The organism is Rhizobium sp. 10N427, assembly GCF_056394605.1.
This window is the reverse complement of record NZ_JBFTID010000001.1, coordinates 345,050-360,703: the sequence shown is the minus strand read 5'-3', so window position 1 is coordinate 360,703 and position 15,654 is coordinate 345,050. Positions and strand designations below refer to the sequence as shown.

Here is a 15,654-nt window from a genome sequence, read left to right as displayed (position 1 = left end):
CGGCCATTCTCCTGTCGGAGGATGGCCGGGTTTTGCATCTTGCGGTTCGCGTCAGACCGACGACGGGCCGGTTGACGGCTCGGTAAACCAGTTGGCGCCGGTCTCCGACATGTAGATATGGTCTTCCAGGCGAACCCCGAACTGGCCGGGAAAGACGATCATAGGCTCGTTGGAAAAGCACATGCCAGGCGCCAGAGGCGTCTTGTTGCCGCGGACGATGAACGGTCCTTCGTGGATTTCGAGCCCCAGTCCGTGGCCCGCGCGGTGCGGCAAACCGGGCAGCTGATAGTCCGGGCCTAGCCCATGGTTGGCAAAAGTCTTGCGGGCTGCTGCATCCAGCGTCTCGCAGGCAGCACCAAGCGTTGCCGCACCGAAAACCGCCAGCTGTCCCTCGCGCTCGATCGACCAGGCGCGCTCGAATTCGCTGGTGGGATCAAGCATATAGGTCCGGGTCAGATCGGAATGGTAGCCGTCGATCCGGCAACCCGTATCGACGAGAATGACGTCGCCATCCTGAAGGATCTGCTCGCCATCGGCGCCATGCGGCAGCGCCGTGGCGGTGCCGAAAGAGACGATGCAGAAGCTCGAGCCGTTGTCAGCGTCTGCCGCACGGTGCTGCTGATCGATGAACCGGACCACTTCCGATGCGGCGATGCCGGGCTTGATCATCTCGCGGACCTTGCCGTGAATGCCGAGCGTCAGCTTCATCGCATATTGAATGATGGCGATCTCGGCTGGCGATTTGGTGAGGCGCAACGCATTGATCATCGGCCCGGCATCGACGAGCCTTGCGGCGCCGATCTTTTCGGCGAAGGCATGGTAGAAGGCGAGCGGCAACGCATCGTCGAGCGCCAGCTTGCCTGAGGCGCCTGCAAGCTGCGCGACGATGGCCGAGGGGCTTTCCTCTTCCTGCCAGACCAGCAGATCGCCCGGAAGATGCGGCAGAGTCTCGACGCGGCTAAGCTCGAAACCCGGCACGATATAGGTGAGCCTGTCTTCGGTGACGACAGCGCCGAGCAGGCGCTCGCTCAGATGCCAGACGAGACCGGTGAAGTAGCGCAGGCTTTCCGTCGGACCGAGAAGCGTGGCGGCAATGCCGCGTTCCCGCATGCTCTGGCGAAGCCGGTCCAGGCGGGCGGCCCGCTCGTTTTCAGTGATGGCGGCTACGGGGTGGTTCCATGCCTGCTGCGTCATGCTCATATCCACTTTTGATCATAGATCCCGCCGTCATACCGCCGGGTGGGCGAAGACATGCATCCGATCGGCGCCGAAGGAAAGTGGTATTTTTTATCATTGCCCGGCGTTCTACCGGCAAAAATGCAGCGCGACCCGCATGCCCTCGGCTTCGTGTACCGGCATCGCGTAGCCGAAGACGGCTTCCAGCACATCGGTCTTCAGGACCTCTTCAGGCGCGCCGGCGGCGATGATCCGCCCGTCCTTCATGGCAACGATCCGGTCGGCATAGGCGGCCGCCTGGTTGATGTCGTGGATAACGATGACGATGGTGCGGCCGTTCTCGTCGGCGATCCGGCGCAGTGTCTGCATCAGCTGGCGGGCGTAGAACATGTCGAGATTGTTCAGCGGCTCGTCGAGCAGCAGGTAGTCGGTGCCCTGACAGAACGTCATCGCCACCATGGCGCGTTGTCTTTGGCCACCGGAAAGCGTGTCGATGAATCGGCTTGCGAGATCGTTGAGATCGAAACCCGCCAACGCCTCGTCGATCAGCTTCTCGTCCGCGGCCGTCAGGCGGCCGCGGTGGTGGGGGAAGCGGCCGAAGCCGACCAGTTCGCGCACCCTGAGCCTGCTTGCCGTTGCCGTGTCCTGGCGCAGGATCGCCAGCACCTTGGCAAGCTCCCGGCCGCTGGTGGTGCCGACGGGAAGCCCGTCAACGGAGATCGAGCCATGCTGCAGCGGCTGGAGCCGCGCGATCAGCGACAGAAGCGTGGACTTGCCGGCGCCATTCGGCCCGACGAGTGCCGTGATGCCGCCCTTGGGGATCGTCAGCTCGACGGATTTGAGGATTTCTGCCTTGGCGATTGACAGCGAGACATTTTCGATACGGATCATTTTCTGCTCCCGGTAATCAGCATCAGAAGGAAGACAAGGCCGCCGGCGAATTCGATGACGATGCCGAGCGTGGAGGCGCTGCCCAACAGATGCTGCAGCAGGGTCTGGCCGCCGACGAGAAGGATGATGGCGACCACTATGGCGGTGGGGATCAGCGCGCCGTGTCTGCTGCTCCCGCCGATCTTTTCCGCAAGGGCCGTGACAAGCAGGCCGAGAAAGGCAACGGGGCCGACAAGGGCGGTCGAGACCGAGACCAGGGCCGAGACCAGCAGAAGAATGGCGGCCACCGTCTTCAGCCAGTCGATGCCGAGGCCGGTGGCGCTCTCGCGCCCGAGCAGCAGAACGTCGAGCACATGCCGCAGGCGCCAGGCGGCGATGACGGCGGCAAGCGTCAGGACCGCCGCGATCCCGAGCAGACCTGTTTCAACGTTGCTGAAATTGGCGAAGCTCACCGTCTGCGCGACGGCAAACTCGTTTGGGTCGATGAGGCGAGCGAGGAGCGAGGTGAGGCTGCGGAAGAGAATGCCGGCAACGACGCCTGCCAGCAGCATCAGCCCGATATCCGTCCGAGTCTTCAGCATCGGAAAGAGCAGCGCGCAGGACATCAGCATCAGAAGCAGCACTTCCATGCCGAACTTCGCTTCCGCATTCAGCGCGGAGAATCCGGCGCCGCCGACGGCGAAGACCAGCGCGATCTGGCCGAAGACGTAGAGGGCATCGAGGCCCATGATCGATGGCGTCAGGATGCGATTGCCGGTGACGGTCTGAAACAGCACCGTCGAGACGGCGATGGATGCTGCCACGACTATGAGGGCCGCGAGCCTTACAGCGCGCAGCTCCAGTGCAAAGGCGATGTTGCCGCGAAGGCCGATCGACATGAAGGCGATAAGGCTGGCGACCGCGAGAGCGGCGAGGATGAGCAGGCGCGTCTTATGCATCTCTTCGCCGCCCGAATAGCAGCACAAGGAAAAGCAGTGCGCCTGTAACCCCCATGACGGTTCCGACGGGTATTTCATAGGGGTAACGGATGAGGCGGCCGATAATATCGCAGCCGAGCACCAGGATTGCGCCGCCTGCGGCCACCCATCCGATCGAGCTGCGGATATTGTCGCCGAGCAGACGGGAGGCGACATTCGGCACGACAAGCCCGGCGAAGGGGATCATGCCGACGACGGTGACCGTCAGCGCCGTGATGACCGAGACGATGACCAGCCCGGCCTGCAGCATCCGCCCATAGCTGATGCCAAGCCCGATCGAGGCATCGCGCCCGAGCGTCATGATCGTCAGCCGGTCGGCAATCCACCAGGCGGCGCCGACCAGCGGTACGGCGAGCCACAGCAGTTCGTAGCGCCCGCGCAGGATGCCGGAGAACTCGCCGTTCATCCAGATTTCCACATATTGCAGCAGATCGGTCTGCCATGCGGCGAAGGTCACCGCCGCGCCGATCACCCCGCCATAGACGAGGCCGAACAGCGGCACCAGATAGGGCTGCTCCGGCGGCAGGCGATGGGCCGTCGCCAGGAAGACCGTGGTTCCGGCAAGGGAGGTCGCGGTGGCGACCAGCGTCTTTAGGGCAAGCGAGGCTGTCGGATAGAAGATGGTGGCGATGAGGATGCCGAGCGCCGCGCTCTGCGCCGCTCCGGCCGTCGCCGGTTCGACGAAGCGGTTTCTGGCGATGATCTGCATGATCAGGCCGGCGATGGCGAGGCCCGCACCCGCCAGAACGGCGGCAAGCGTGCGCGGCAGGCGGCTGACGAACAGCAGCTGCTGCGCCGCCGGATCGAACGGCCCGGTCCCCGTGCTGCCAGCGCCGACACACAGGCTGACGGCAAAAAGCGCCGCGAGCAAAGGCGGCGCAATCCACTTGCAGGACAGGCGACAGTTCATCGCTTCGCGGCGGCAAAAGCGGTGGTGATCTGGTCCAGGACGCGAAGCGTCGATTGAACCCCGCCCGCGGCAATGTAGAAGTCGGCGGCGGGCAGGTAGATCACCTGTCCCTTTTTCCAGGCGGCCGTCTCGGCGACAAGGGCGTTGTCGAGCGTCGCCTTGGCGTTCTGGTCGCTGGAGCCGATTGCCACTGCCCGGTCGAGCACCAACAGCCAGTCGGGATTGGCCTCTCGGATGAATTCGAAGGAAACAGCCTCGCCATGCGTCGCGGCGGTGACGTCCTTTACAGCGGATGGAAGCGCCAGCGCGTTATGCACCCAGCCGAAGCGGGAACCGGCGCCATAGGCCGAGATCTTCGGGCCATTGGTCATGACGATCAGCGCCTTGCCCTTGCCGGCGATCGCTTGGCGGGCCTTTTCCACGGCCTGGTCGAGTTCCGCAGACGCGGCCTGCGCCTCCGCCACTTTGCCGAACAATGCGCCGTAAGCCGAGAGCCGTTGCTTCGCCTGCAGCAGCAGATCGTCGCCATCCATCGTCATGTCGATCGACGGAGCGACCTTCGAGACGGACGAGAGCTTTGGCGAGGAACGGCCGCCGACGATGATGAGATCGGGGGAAAGCGCACTCAACGCTTCAAGATCGGGCTCGAAAATATCGCCGACCGGCTTGGCCGTCCCGTTCAGGCGATCGAGTTCGGGGACGTAGAGTTTCGACGGCAGGCCGTCGATCCTGACGCCGAGCTTGTCGAGCGTATCGACCGCCGCGATGTCGTAAACCGCAACAGTTTTCGGCGCCGCATCGATGGTCACGACGCCTTGCGCCGTCTCGATCTCCAGCGCCTGCGCGGCAACGCCCGGGACCAGCAGAAAGAGGGTGGTGAGAAATGTCTTGAACACATGCATGGTCGATATCCGAAGTTAGAAATTGGCCGAGCGTTGAAGCGGGACCGTGTTGTCGAGTGTGTCGGCAAGACGTCCGCGGTCGTTTTTCAACACCTCGAAGCAGTCGGAGCCGAACCATTCCAGCGATGCATCGGCGCTAAGCTCGCCGGAAAGCTCCGACAGGAAGCGATCATAGTCGAAGGCACCGGCAAAAAGCGGCGTCATCGCATCGCGCCGGCCGGCGGCTGAATAGACATTCGCCGGTTCGAAAATATCGAGATCATCGCGCGAGGCGACGTTCTTCAGGTGGTAGTGTCGGATATGCGGGCGCAAAGCGCGGTGCATGGCGACGGGATCGTCGCCGCCTTCCCAGACATGCAGAACATCGAAGTTGATCTTGAAGGCCGGGTGGCGAACTTCGTCGATCAGCCGGAGCGTCGAAGGGCCGGTGTCGGCGAGGGTATTCGGATGGGTTTCTACCAGTAGCAGCAGGCCATGCGCTTCGGCAATCACCGCGATCTCCCGCAGCCGCGCGATGATCCGGCGCCGGTCTTCGATCGAGGTCGCGGCACTGGCACGACTGCCTGCAAAGATGCGGATCTTCCGCGCGCCCCAGCGGTTCGCGTGACCGCAGAGCTCCAGCGCCAGCCGCCGAAGCGTGGCGGCTTCCGCTTCAAGCGGCAGATAGTGACTGATCATCGGCACGCCGAGCCCGAAGCCCGCGAGCCAGCTGCCATCCAGCTCCGGCCTGGCGGCAAGATTGCGCGCATGCGCCCCCCAGAGTTCGATCCCCTGAAAGCCGTTGCAGCGCGCCCAGTTGGCGATGTCTTCGATCGACAGAAGATGGTGGCGGAAGGTGATGGTGCAGAGAGAGACCTTCATCGTGATACTCCTCTCGCCAACGGCGCAGCGGAAGCGGCAATGCCGCGGCTTTCGCACCAGAGGCCGAAGACCTCCTGCAACTTGTTCTTGATCCTGCCCTCAATGCGTTCGGCGTTGTCGAGGCGTTTGAAGACGTCGGCTGCGAAGTTGTGGTCGCGCGTCTGGCTGAGTTTCATGCAGGCGTAATGCAGCGACTTGAGCTCCTGGAATAGAGCCTCGATCTCGTCGCACCAGATGTCGAATTCCGCCGATGGCAGCTTGAGGGCGCGCCAGAAGAACGCGAAGCCGTGCTCATAGGCATACTTGCGGATCGAGATCACCGGGAGTTCGCGCACCGCCGAAGCCAGCGCCGGGAGCTGCAGGCGCGGCGGGCCGTCGAGATGCGCCGCAACGATCCTGCGGACCGCATCGACGAGCGGATTGCCGCGTGGATGGAAGCTGGCGTGGAAATAGTCGCGCAGGTCTTCGTCAACAGGCGCACGCGCTTCGGAGCGGTCGAAAACGTAACCGCCTGCGACGCTGGGCTGCATCATCGCATTGATGATCTTGGCGCGCTCGATCTGGCCCTGCCAGCGGTAGTCGGGGTCGAGAACATTCCAGATCTCGGGATCGCCGCTCGTCTCGATCATCAGGTAGTGCGGGAAGGGGTTCTGGTTGAACTTGTTTTCCCGTTCCGGCAGGTGGAAAAGATCGACCATCACCATGACATAGCCGGTTTCGCCGCGGCGCTCGATCAGATCGAGCATCGTCGAAAGGTTCTCTTCCTTAGACCTGCCGTGGTCGTACCACTCTCGCACTTCGGCGCCGTAGAGCGTTTCGAACCACGAGCGGAAGAATTCCTGGCTGATTGCAGGCGTGTGATAGAGCAGTTCGAACTGCTCGCTGACAGCGAAATCGGCGTCCCATACGCCGAAATAGAAGGGCCGGTGGTCAAGCCCCGCCTTCTTCAGGCCCTCGCAGACGCAGCTGACGAAGCAGTGAACCTTGATGTCGTAATAAGCTTCGCCGTGCACGCCATCGCCTTCAGGCACAGCAGCAGGAGATATTGGCTCTGCCGGCGCATCGGCAAAGAGACCGGCGAGATCCTCGACCGTGACGATATCCTGGCGGTTGATGATCTCATCGACGGCGGGAAGCCCGTATTCCAGTTCGAGGTTGAGGAAGATCTGCAGGATCAGCACGGAATCCAGATAGAGATCCTCGTTGAGCCGCGCCGTCGGCGCAAAGGCGCCGGCATGTGGAAGCTGCATCGTATCGCGCAGGATCGAGCCGATGGCGGAGATGATCTCGCCGCGGTTCATTGTGCCGCCTCCATGGCTGGGGCCGCGAAGGCACCGGCCTGGTGCATTTCGGCCACCTGCCTCCGGCTGATCTTGCCATTTGCCTGCCGCGGCACGGCGCCGACCTGCAGGATCTCCATCGGCAGCTGATGGCTGGCAAGATTGCGGCTGCACCATTCGCGGACGGAGAGCGGGTTGATCGCCTCTGCAGCGCTGAAAATCAGCGTCACGCGCTCGCCGGCAAAACGATCCGGCTTGCGAAACGCGACGGCATCGGAAATGCCGGGCATCAGCATCACTGCGTCCTCGACATCCTTCGGATAAACGTTGAGACCCGAGACGTTGATCGTGTCGTCCATGCGCGAGACGAAGACCAGCATGCCGTCCTCGCGCAGATAGCCGAGATCCTGGGTGCGAACGGCCGTAGTCGCATTGCTGACGACGATTTCACCGGGAGCGGTGGCGCCTTGCCCGGCTTCGGCACGATGGTGCGGCAGGACATAGCCCATATCGGCGGCGCTGCGGACATCCGGGTTGATGGCGATGCATCCGGCTTCGGAGCAGCCATATTGCTGGAACATGTGCTCCGCCCTGGTCCGGATATCGGCAAACCAGGGCTCTGGCAGAACGGTTCCCGATGTCATGACAGCATGGATCTTTTCGCCTGAAGGCAGAAGCCTTGCCAGCGTGTGGAGAATCGCCGGCGACGAATAGAGCAACGGGCGGTCGATCTCCTTAAGCTTTCGCAGCAGGTATTTCGGATTGGCGGTGTTGAGGATCACCGGCGTCTGGCCGCGGCGAAGCGCAACGAGAATGCCGCAGATCAGCCCGTAGGAATGGGTCGTGGGGCAGGCGACAACAGGGGTCATTGCCTCAGGGGCGCGAAACGCCGTGACATAGCTTTCGATCTCGCGATCGATCTCGCTCCAGTTCCGCGCGATGCATTTCGGCGTTCCCGTCGTGCCGGAGCTCATCTGCAGCAGCTGTCCTTCGCCGGCGGCGGCTTCCTGTTCCGAGAGCAATTCCGCCTGTAGGCTGTTGTAGAAGAGCGTGCCGCAACCGGCGCTGACCGCAAGACGGCGGGCAGCGGGATAGGGCGTGCCCGGAAAAATCGGCAGGACGTTGGCCCCGATCGAGCGGATGGCGAAGAACAGCTCCAGCCAGTCGACGGTGTTGGCAAAGCAGACCGCATAGCGGGCGGGCTGGCGCCGGTCGAGCCCGGATTCCTTTATGCATCGCTCTGTGGCGCTGTCGAAATGGGCCCGGTCGTAAAGCGTATCGTCTATGGTGATCATCGGGTTATCCTCTGTTCAGCCGGTGACGGCAAAGATGTTGGGGATGAGGTGATGATATTCCGGCTGGGCTGCGAGCAGCTTCCGGGTCATCAGGGATTCGGTGAGGATCGACGGAGCGCTGTGGCCGAGCGCGGCCTGCCTCTCTCCGAGATCATGCCGTTTCGCGTAAGCCGCGAGGCAGGCTGTGGTCTTCTGCCAGAAGGCGGTTTCGCTGTAGCCGTAATGTTCTTCGAGAAGATGCGAAACCTCAGTGAGATTGTAGATGAACAGCGTGTCCATCACCAATTCCCGCAGCGAATCCAGCGAGTCCGTCGAATAGAAATCGCCGGGCCTGGCATCCCGGTAGACGGCGTCCAGTTGCGCGAAATCGGGCGCGTTTTGGCGGTCGGCGAGGAAATCCGTGGAGAATTCGATACTCTCATGGAAATCGCGCAGCATGATCCTGACCGGCCAGCCGTCCTTGTGGACGAGAACCATGTTCTGCCCATGTGCCTCGACGGCGATGCCGTGGGCCACAAGCAGATGCCAGACGGGCAGCACGGCGATGTCGAGAAGCCGGTCCATCCAGGCGTCAAGGCCATAGCGCCGAACGAAAGGATCGATGAATGGCGCGCCGTCCGCCTCGATCATCATCAGGGCGTTGAACGGGATCGCCGCTTCGCCGGCACCAAGGCTGGCTTCAGGGCTCTCCCGCCAGATGGCACCGAGATGGCCGGAAAGCTCTGTCGAGCGGCCGGCGATCATGCCCGCATATTCGCGCAGGATCGTCAGTGGGTAGCGGGTGGCAAACAGGCTGTCCGAGCGCACGACGCTATCAATCCACGCCGAGATGATGGGGGCGGTGCAGACAGAATGCGGCTCCAATATTCGCTCGGCCGAGGTGTTGACCATCGCCAGCGGCAGTTTGAGATGGGCGCGGCGGGGTTCTTCCGCGTCGAGCAGCGTTCGGACGGACTGGCTGGCCGTATAGAACGGGCCGGCGGTGCCAAGGCAATGTACGAGCCCTTCCGTGATCCAGTTTTTCAGGCGATCCTGGCTCAGGGTGCGCCATTGCCAGGGATGAACAGGCAGCAGCGCGAAATCCTCACCAAGGCCGGGTGCATCCCGGCGCCCCGACAGCTCGTCGTAAACGTCGGTTCCGAGCTCATGCTGCCAGAACTCGTCTTCGCCGCAGGGCAGCCGCTGTTCCAGCAGCGAGCGGGAGACGGCAAGCCAGATGAGCTGAAAGCGGCGTCCGGCCTCAGGTCCATAGCTGGCGTGATCGGCTTCGGAAAATCCGGTCCGCGCCTTGTAGCAGGGATGATAGGGATGCCCCTCGTCCAGCAGCGCTTCCAGCGATGCGTAGGCCGACGAACGGCGGCAGCGCCGATCAAGGTTGGCAGCGTTCCAGCGCGACAGCGTCACCGTCTGCTCCATCTCGTTGAGCAGTCTGGCGCGGTTGCGCGCATTGCCGGGCAGATGCGGCACCACTGCGGCGAGCGTCGCCTCGCACCATTGCCCATCGTGAGTCATTTCGATCGAGCCGGGCACGATCCTCACCCGGCCAAATGCGCCTCTTGTCGCACTGCAGCGGAACTCAACCGCTCCGAGGCTCCACAGCGTCTGGCCGGAGGCCGCGATCTCGTGAGGCACGATGCCTTCGAAGAGCAGCGCTGCAATGAGCTGGCGCAGGACACGCTCTTCGGGCCGTCCGTGAAGCTCAAGAGGCAATGGCATGATTGCCCTCCCGGAAGCCCGAGGCCGCGACCGCGAATAGCGGGTTGGGCAGGTCGCTATACAGCGAGACGCCGCCTTCCGACTGAAGCTCGTCGATGTCGAGAAGCCGGGCCATCAGGTTTGTCTTCGTGGCGATGACGGGCCGGTCGAGCAGATGCCGCGCAAAGTCGCGGCCTGCGCCGCTCAAAGTGGCCGCGAGCTGCTCGAGGCGGTTTCGCAGCACCAGGAGCAGGGCACTTTCATCCTGCAGCCCGTCGTGGCCCATGCGGCTGATCAGCGAGAAGATCTGATTGACCGTCAGATAATAGGCGAAGCGGTTGCGGATTTCCGCATCGTCGAAATAGAGCGAGGCGATCCCTGCCGTCTCCGGCACATGCCGCATCAAGAGCGGCCGGTAGCGATTGGAGAGATAGAAGCCCTGATTGTCGCGATAGTAGAAGCCGCCGGGATAGCCTGCCGAGACGTCGAGAATGCTGTTTTGCTGATGCGCCTCGAGCGCGATGCCGAACTCGTCGTAGAGTTTGACGAGCGGAACGAGCGCGTGATCGAGATAGCGCTCGAACCAGGTGAGAGCCACGCAGGAGCGCGCCTTGCCGCTACGCGTGGCAAGACCGGTGATGATCCGGTCGAGTCGAGAGGGCTGCCCGGGAAGCGGATCGGCGGTGAGCGCAGCGACTGTCACCATGCCTTCGTCGTGCCCCTCGACGAACGGGTTTTCCCGGAGGATGACTTCGAATCCGCTTTCGCTGAGGCCCGGGATATCGAGCGTAATGTAAGCCGGGTCGTGAATGATCCGGAAATTTGGGTAGCGTTCCGAAATGCCGGTCCTGTCGAACAGTTTTGCAATGGCGATCCCGGCATCCAGCTCATGGCGCCGGTTGCGGCGCAAGGAGTTGGTTATCTGTACCGGCAACGAGAATTTCAGCATCCAGGGCTGGCTGCGGCTATAGACCGTGCGTACCGACGAGGTTGCGGTGAATGGTGCATCGCGGGCACCGAGATCGCGAAGCAGGCCGCTGCGCAGCATCGACTGCACATCGGCGTCGAGCCTGAGAGCCTCGGCCTGTAGCGGATGCATGGGTATCAGCGTCTCGCCGTCGCGCAGGAGCCCCGCAGCCTCCCTTGCCATGCTCTCGATGATCTCGACGGCGCTTTCGGCACGTGCCGAGGCATGCCTGACACAATCGGTGCGAGCCGCGAAGAAATGCAGCTGGAACTCGCCGGCGAATTCGGGTGCATAGCTTGGCTGCTGCCAGGCGGACATGCCCTGCAGGCTCTTCGGCGTCGGGTGCATCCAGTGACCGAAGACCAGCGATTGCTCGGCATCGATGAAACGGTCGCTCGACGTCCGCGCCTCGCCCCCGGCATCCAGATAGCTCATCGTCTGGCGGTAGCTCTGCAGCACGCGCAGAAGGAGCTCGAGTTCCAGGCCTTGCAGGGTATCGGCAGGCAGGTCATGACCGCGCCTGTACATTTCATGGACGAGGAACTGCAGCGCGGTGACGAGCGCGACCGGCCGCCAGGCGATTTCGGATGTGCCCTTGCACCAGGCGCGGCCGAAGCGGTGCGGACCGCAGAGCGACCGCGAAGTTATTTCAGCGCGCAGAAAGAGATGCTGGCTGGGCAGCGCCCATTCGATGCAATCGACACCGGAAGCACCGCCATGTCTTGCAGACAGACCGGCATCGATTTCACGCATGTAGCAGTTTACAAAGCTCTGGAACGTAGCCCGTTCGGCAATCTGACGGGAAGACTGGCTCATGGTTCACCTTTATCGACGGCAGGAAGTGCCGCGCGAAAACGCGCAGCGCTCCCGTGTCTCAATGCTGTGCTCACGCGTCCTGGTGCTGCTTCGTCCAGAGCAGTGGCTCCGGTTTCTCCTTGAAGGCGAAGCGAAGGAGATGGTCCTCCATCACCGCCCGGGTCTCGGCAAATTCCGCTTCGCTTTCGGCGCTGACCCTGAGAAGCAGGGCGTCTCGCCCCGCCTCCAGTTTGCCGATGCCGCAGGAGAAGCGGTATTCGGCATGCCCGTCCGCCTCGATGACCTCGACCTTATGGGCAAAGTGCTTGCACATCTGCTCGAGATATTTCTGGCCGTTTCCCGTTTCGAACCTGGCTGTCGCCTCGATCATCGGATCAATTCCCTGCTTTGCGCATGTTCATCGGCCGGCGTTCTCAGAACGTCGCCTTGGCGGTGATCATGAAGGCGCGGCCTTCCTGGTGGAGCGGCTTCACGGTGCCGAATTCCTGTCCGTAAGACGCCCTTTCGGCATAGGTTTCGTCGAAGAGATTTTTGACGTCGGCGCGGAAGGTCAGATTGGAGTGGCTCGGCGGCTTGTACTCGGCGAAGACATTGACGACTTCGTAGGCCTTGTAGGCAGGAGCTCCGGACGCCACCCGGTCATATTCCGGCGCAATCTCAACATCCCCGCCGATTGTCAGGCCCCATTCGCTAAACGTGTGGGCGGCGGTGATCGTGATGATATCGCCAACAGGAGCTGCGAGATAATTGCCGGTATCAGAATCGGCTGGCTTGCCGTCCACATCGACATCGATATGGGCGTACTTGACCTTGATGAAGCCGTCGAGCCACTCGTAACCCGCGCCGATTTCAAAGCCACGCGATTGCATGTCGTGCGCCAGCAGCGCGCCCGTTGCGGTCGCGTATCTGGCGACGCGCGCATCGTAGATATCGGTCCCGAAGACGGTGCCTTCGAGTGTAAAACCGTTATGGTGTGCTTCGAGGCCAAACGTGAAGTTGTTGGACGTGACCGGCTCCGGACCGTCGCCATAGTTCCAGATCGGATTCATGATGAAGCTCTCGGCCAGCGGGATGCCTGCCCAGACATGCGAGAAACCGGTTTTGGCCGTGAGGAAATCCGTCAGGTCGTATTCGAGCGACACGTTGCCGCTCAGGCCTGCATTGTCCCACTTGTCGCCGCTGGTGCCGGTAAACCATTGCTGGTCGGCTCTGCCGCCGAACGACAGGCGGGTATGGTCCCAGGGCTCCAGCCGCGCCTGCGCGTAAAGGCCCACATTGGTTGCCTTTTCGCGCGAGGAGTCCGAGAAGCCAAGCAACGTGCTGGCGGCGTCGAGATCGACCTTGTCATTGTAAAAATCGAGACCGGCAGTGATGTCGCCAATTCCGACGTCGAAGCGGTTTTCGAATTTGCCGTTGAAGCTGGTGGTCTCGCCGATCGTCGGGAAGGTCGTCGGGATCGTGCAGCCTCGACCAGGGCAGGCGTAGCCCAGGGTGCCGACCTCGTTCTTGGCATAAGCCAGAACAAAGGTCGGATCCCACAGGCCTTCGGGCGTTTCGTCCGTGTAGGTGAATACCGTATTCTGGCGGGTCAGCGTGTAGTCGCGAACCTTTGGCTCCCAAGGGCGCGCGTTGGTGATGAGCTCCATGTTCGCGCGGAACGGCCGGGGCGCATCATCCCTGACGCTCTCATGGCTGAGCTCGACGCGATCGCCGCTGTCGAACTCATAGGCGACCTTGCCGATGCCGCTGATGATGTTGGTGCTCGTGCCGAGCACCTCGTCGCCGTTGCCGGCCGTGAATTCGTCGCCGCGGCCGTAGTTGAGGTAACCGAGAAATTCCAGCCCGTCCTTCATGCCGTAGCCGGACACGCCGTTGGTGAAGGTGTTGCTGTTGAAATTATAGGACGAGGTGACGAAGGCGCCGACGCCATCGCCCTGCAGGAGGTCGCGGGCATCCTTGGTTTCGTAGGCGATCGCGCCGGCAAGTGCGCCCGGACCTGCATCGGCGGGCGCGATACCGGCGTCAACGTCAACGAGCTTCAGGAGGCCCGGGTCGATCAGGGTCGTTGCGTTGTGATGGAACACCTTGTTGCCCTGGCGGCCGCCGTCGATGGTGACCGCGAGATTGGTTTCCTCGACGCCGTGGACATAGACCTTCTGCGACATCGGCAGCGAGCTGCCGACCTGGATGCCCGGTTCGCCGCGGAAGACGTCGGCAAGGCTCGTCGGGTTGTTGCGCTCGATCTCCCGCTCGCCGATGATGATCTCACCTGCGCCGCCGCGTCCGCCTGCAACACCCTGGACCTGGATCGGTTGCAGCACGGTCGAACCGTCGGCGGCCGCCGCGCCGCCGGCGGTTCCTGCCGTGGTTGCCGTGCCTACAACGACGGTGCCGTTCTGGATGCGGTAGGAAATGCCGGTGCCGGACAGCAGGCGGGCGAGCGCCTGTTCAGGCGTCATCTCGCCGGTCACGCTTGCTGAGCTGACGCCGCGCGACGTTTCGGATGCCAGCGTCACCTGCAGGCCGGCTTGTCTGCCGAAGACATTGAGGGCGCCGGAGAGCGGCTGGGACGGGATGTTGAATTCTTTTACGGCAGCCGCAGCGGTGTTCTGCGCAAATGCGGGCGTGGTCACTGCCGGTGCCAGCGCGCTGATTGCGACCACAGCCACTGTTGCCCGCAGCCATGCTGCACGATTCAGTCTAAGCCCCCGCCCGGTACGGCACGCCACTACGCTCATCTCGACTCTGTCTCCGTTCTGACGCAGAGCCCCCCGGCCTACGTTTCAGCAGCAAAGACGATCGACCTTCCGGGTTTTTTCAGCAGCGATGACGATTTTTGAAAATAAATCGCATTTGCATCTGGCTAGAGAAGCGAGAGGACACGGAGATAGGGAGAGAGGCGGTGCACCTTGCCGCCGAACGGCTCGACCAGCGCTTCGAGCGCATGATCTGGATCCTTGAGATCATAGAGACCGGTGACGCGCTGCGACGCAAGCGTGCCGCTCGGTATCCGGATCCAGGCCGGGTGATAGCGCTGCAGGGTCGCGACCACGGAGGCGATGGTGGCGTCGTTGACGAAGAGCTTTCCGTCCCGCCATGCGCCGATTTCGGCGATGTCGATGCTATCGACGGTCAGCGTGCCGCTGGCGCGGTCTGCCCGGGCAATCTGGCCGGGCGAAAGCTCGGTGTCGGCTTTTCCGCCTGTGGCGGAGACATCGACGATGCCGCGGGCGAGCGCCACGGAGGCGTGCTCGCTGGTCATCGACACGTCGAAGGCGGTGCCGATGACGCCGACCTTCATGCCGCCGGCATCAACGATGAAGGGGCGTTTGGCGTCATGTGCAACATCGAAAAACGCCTGGCCCGCGAGAAGCGTCACATGGCGGGTGGCGCCCTCCATCTCTGTCTTGATGGCACTGCGCGCTGCCATCTCAACGATACTGCCATCGTCAAGCGTCAGGGTCATCGTCTGCGCCGTGCCGGTCGTGTAGTCGGCGGTGAACAGGATCAGCAGCGAGGGCGCGAACAGCGCCAGGATGATGCAGGCGGCGGCGAGAAGCGTGCCGGTGGCCCAAAGCCGCAAGGATGTACGGCGCTTCCGCGAGCGCGCAGTGGCGAAATCGATGATATCGGGTGTGGTGGCACCGGCCTGCTGACGCGGCATCGCTTCCCCGAGCAGAGCCCAGCTGCGGCAGGCGGCATCCCAGGCCTTGGCATGTTCCGGCGAACAGTGCAGCCATTGCTGGAAAGCGGCATCGGTGGCCGGATCCGCGCTGCTTTCCCGAAGGCGCAGAAACCAGTCCATGGCCTCTTCGAGAATGTCTTCGGATCGATTGCTATGCTGTGTCAAATGTCGCCCCAGTGGGATACGGCCTCTCCGGCTC

Annotated in this window: 13 protein-coding genes; all 13 read right to left on the bottom strand. The window is 62.8% G+C overall.

The annotated features are described in order from the left end of the window. Positions 1-51: 51 nt before the first annotated feature. A complete protein-coding gene (locus AC1DIJ_RS01570; protein ID WP_112389016.1) occupies positions 52-1,194 on the bottom strand; it encodes a M24 family metallopeptidase in 1,143 nt (380 codons plus the stop codon). A 111-nt stretch (positions 1,195-1,305) separates the two neighbouring features. Further along, positions 1,306-2,067 carry an iron ABC transporter ATP-binding protein gene (locus tag AC1DIJ_RS01565; RefSeq protein ID WP_112388583.1) on the bottom strand — a complete coding sequence of 254 codons (762 nt, stop codon included), beginning with the start codon at positions 2,065-2,067 and terminating at the stop codon, positions 1,306-1,308. Continuing rightward, a complete protein-coding gene (locus tag AC1DIJ_RS01560; RefSeq protein ID WP_112388582.1) occupies positions 2,064-3,005 on the bottom strand; it encodes an iron chelate uptake ABC transporter family permease subunit in 942 nt (313 codons plus the stop codon). The genes AC1DIJ_RS01565 and AC1DIJ_RS01560 overlap by 4 nt, the downstream gene beginning before the upstream one ends. Continuing rightward, positions 2,998-3,954 carry an ABC transporter permease gene (locus tag AC1DIJ_RS01555; protein WP_477831163.1) on the bottom strand — a complete coding sequence of 319 codons (957 nt, stop codon included), beginning with the start codon at positions 3,952-3,954 and terminating at the stop codon, positions 2,998-3,000. Before AC1DIJ_RS01555 ends, AC1DIJ_RS01560 begins: the two co-directional genes overlap by 8 nt. Further along, the gene (locus AC1DIJ_RS01550) at positions 3,951-4,856 is read right to left on the bottom strand and encodes a siderophore ABC transporter substrate-binding protein (protein ID WP_112388580.1); all 906 of its coding nucleotides are present in this window, start codon (positions 4,854-4,856) and stop codon (positions 3,951-3,953) included. Before AC1DIJ_RS01550 ends, AC1DIJ_RS01555 begins: the two co-directional genes overlap by 4 nt. Before the next feature lie 15 nt (positions 4,857-4,871). After that, positions 4,872-5,717, bottom strand: coding sequence for a sugar phosphate isomerase/epimerase family protein (locus AC1DIJ_RS01545; protein WP_112388579.1), 846 nt, complete (start codon positions 5,715-5,717; stop codon positions 4,872-4,874). Further along, entirely contained in the window at positions 5,714-7,018 is a 1,305-nt protein-coding gene (locus tag AC1DIJ_RS01540; RefSeq protein WP_112388578.1) for a DUF6005 family protein, read from the bottom strand. Before AC1DIJ_RS01540 ends, AC1DIJ_RS01545 begins: the two co-directional genes overlap by 4 nt. Then, on the bottom strand, positions 7,015-8,292 hold the full coding sequence (locus AC1DIJ_RS01535; protein ID WP_310290884.1) for an AMP-binding protein: 1,278 nt from the start codon (positions 8,290-8,292) through the stop codon (positions 7,015-7,017). The genes AC1DIJ_RS01540 and AC1DIJ_RS01535 overlap by 4 nt, the downstream gene beginning before the upstream one ends. Before the next feature lie 15 nt (positions 8,293-8,307). Beyond that, on the bottom strand, positions 8,308-10,008 hold the full coding sequence (locus AC1DIJ_RS01530; RefSeq protein ID WP_310290887.1) for an IucA/IucC family protein: 1,701 nt from the start codon (positions 10,006-10,008) through the stop codon (positions 8,308-8,310). Next, positions 9,992-11,770: an IucA/IucC family protein gene (locus AC1DIJ_RS01525; protein ID WP_112388577.1), complete on the bottom strand. Its 1,779-nt coding sequence runs from the start codon at positions 11,768-11,770 to the stop codon at positions 9,992-9,994. Before AC1DIJ_RS01525 ends, AC1DIJ_RS01530 begins: the two co-directional genes overlap by 17 nt. A 70-nt stretch (positions 11,771-11,840) precedes the next feature. Continuing rightward, entirely contained in the window at positions 11,841-12,140 is a 300-nt protein-coding gene (locus AC1DIJ_RS01520) for a DUF2218 domain-containing protein (RefSeq protein WP_112388576.1), read from the bottom strand. Positions 12,141-12,183: 43 nt separating this feature from the next. Next, a complete protein-coding gene (locus AC1DIJ_RS01515; RefSeq protein WP_310290894.1) occupies positions 12,184-14,439 on the bottom strand; it encodes a TonB-dependent receptor in 2,256 nt (751 codons plus the stop codon). 194 nt (positions 14,440-14,633) lie between these two features. Beyond that, on the bottom strand, positions 14,634-15,620 hold the full coding sequence (locus AC1DIJ_RS01510; RefSeq protein WP_112538230.1) for a FecR family protein: 987 nt from the start codon (positions 15,618-15,620) through the stop codon (positions 14,634-14,636). Positions 15,621-15,654: the final 34 nt, after the last annotated feature.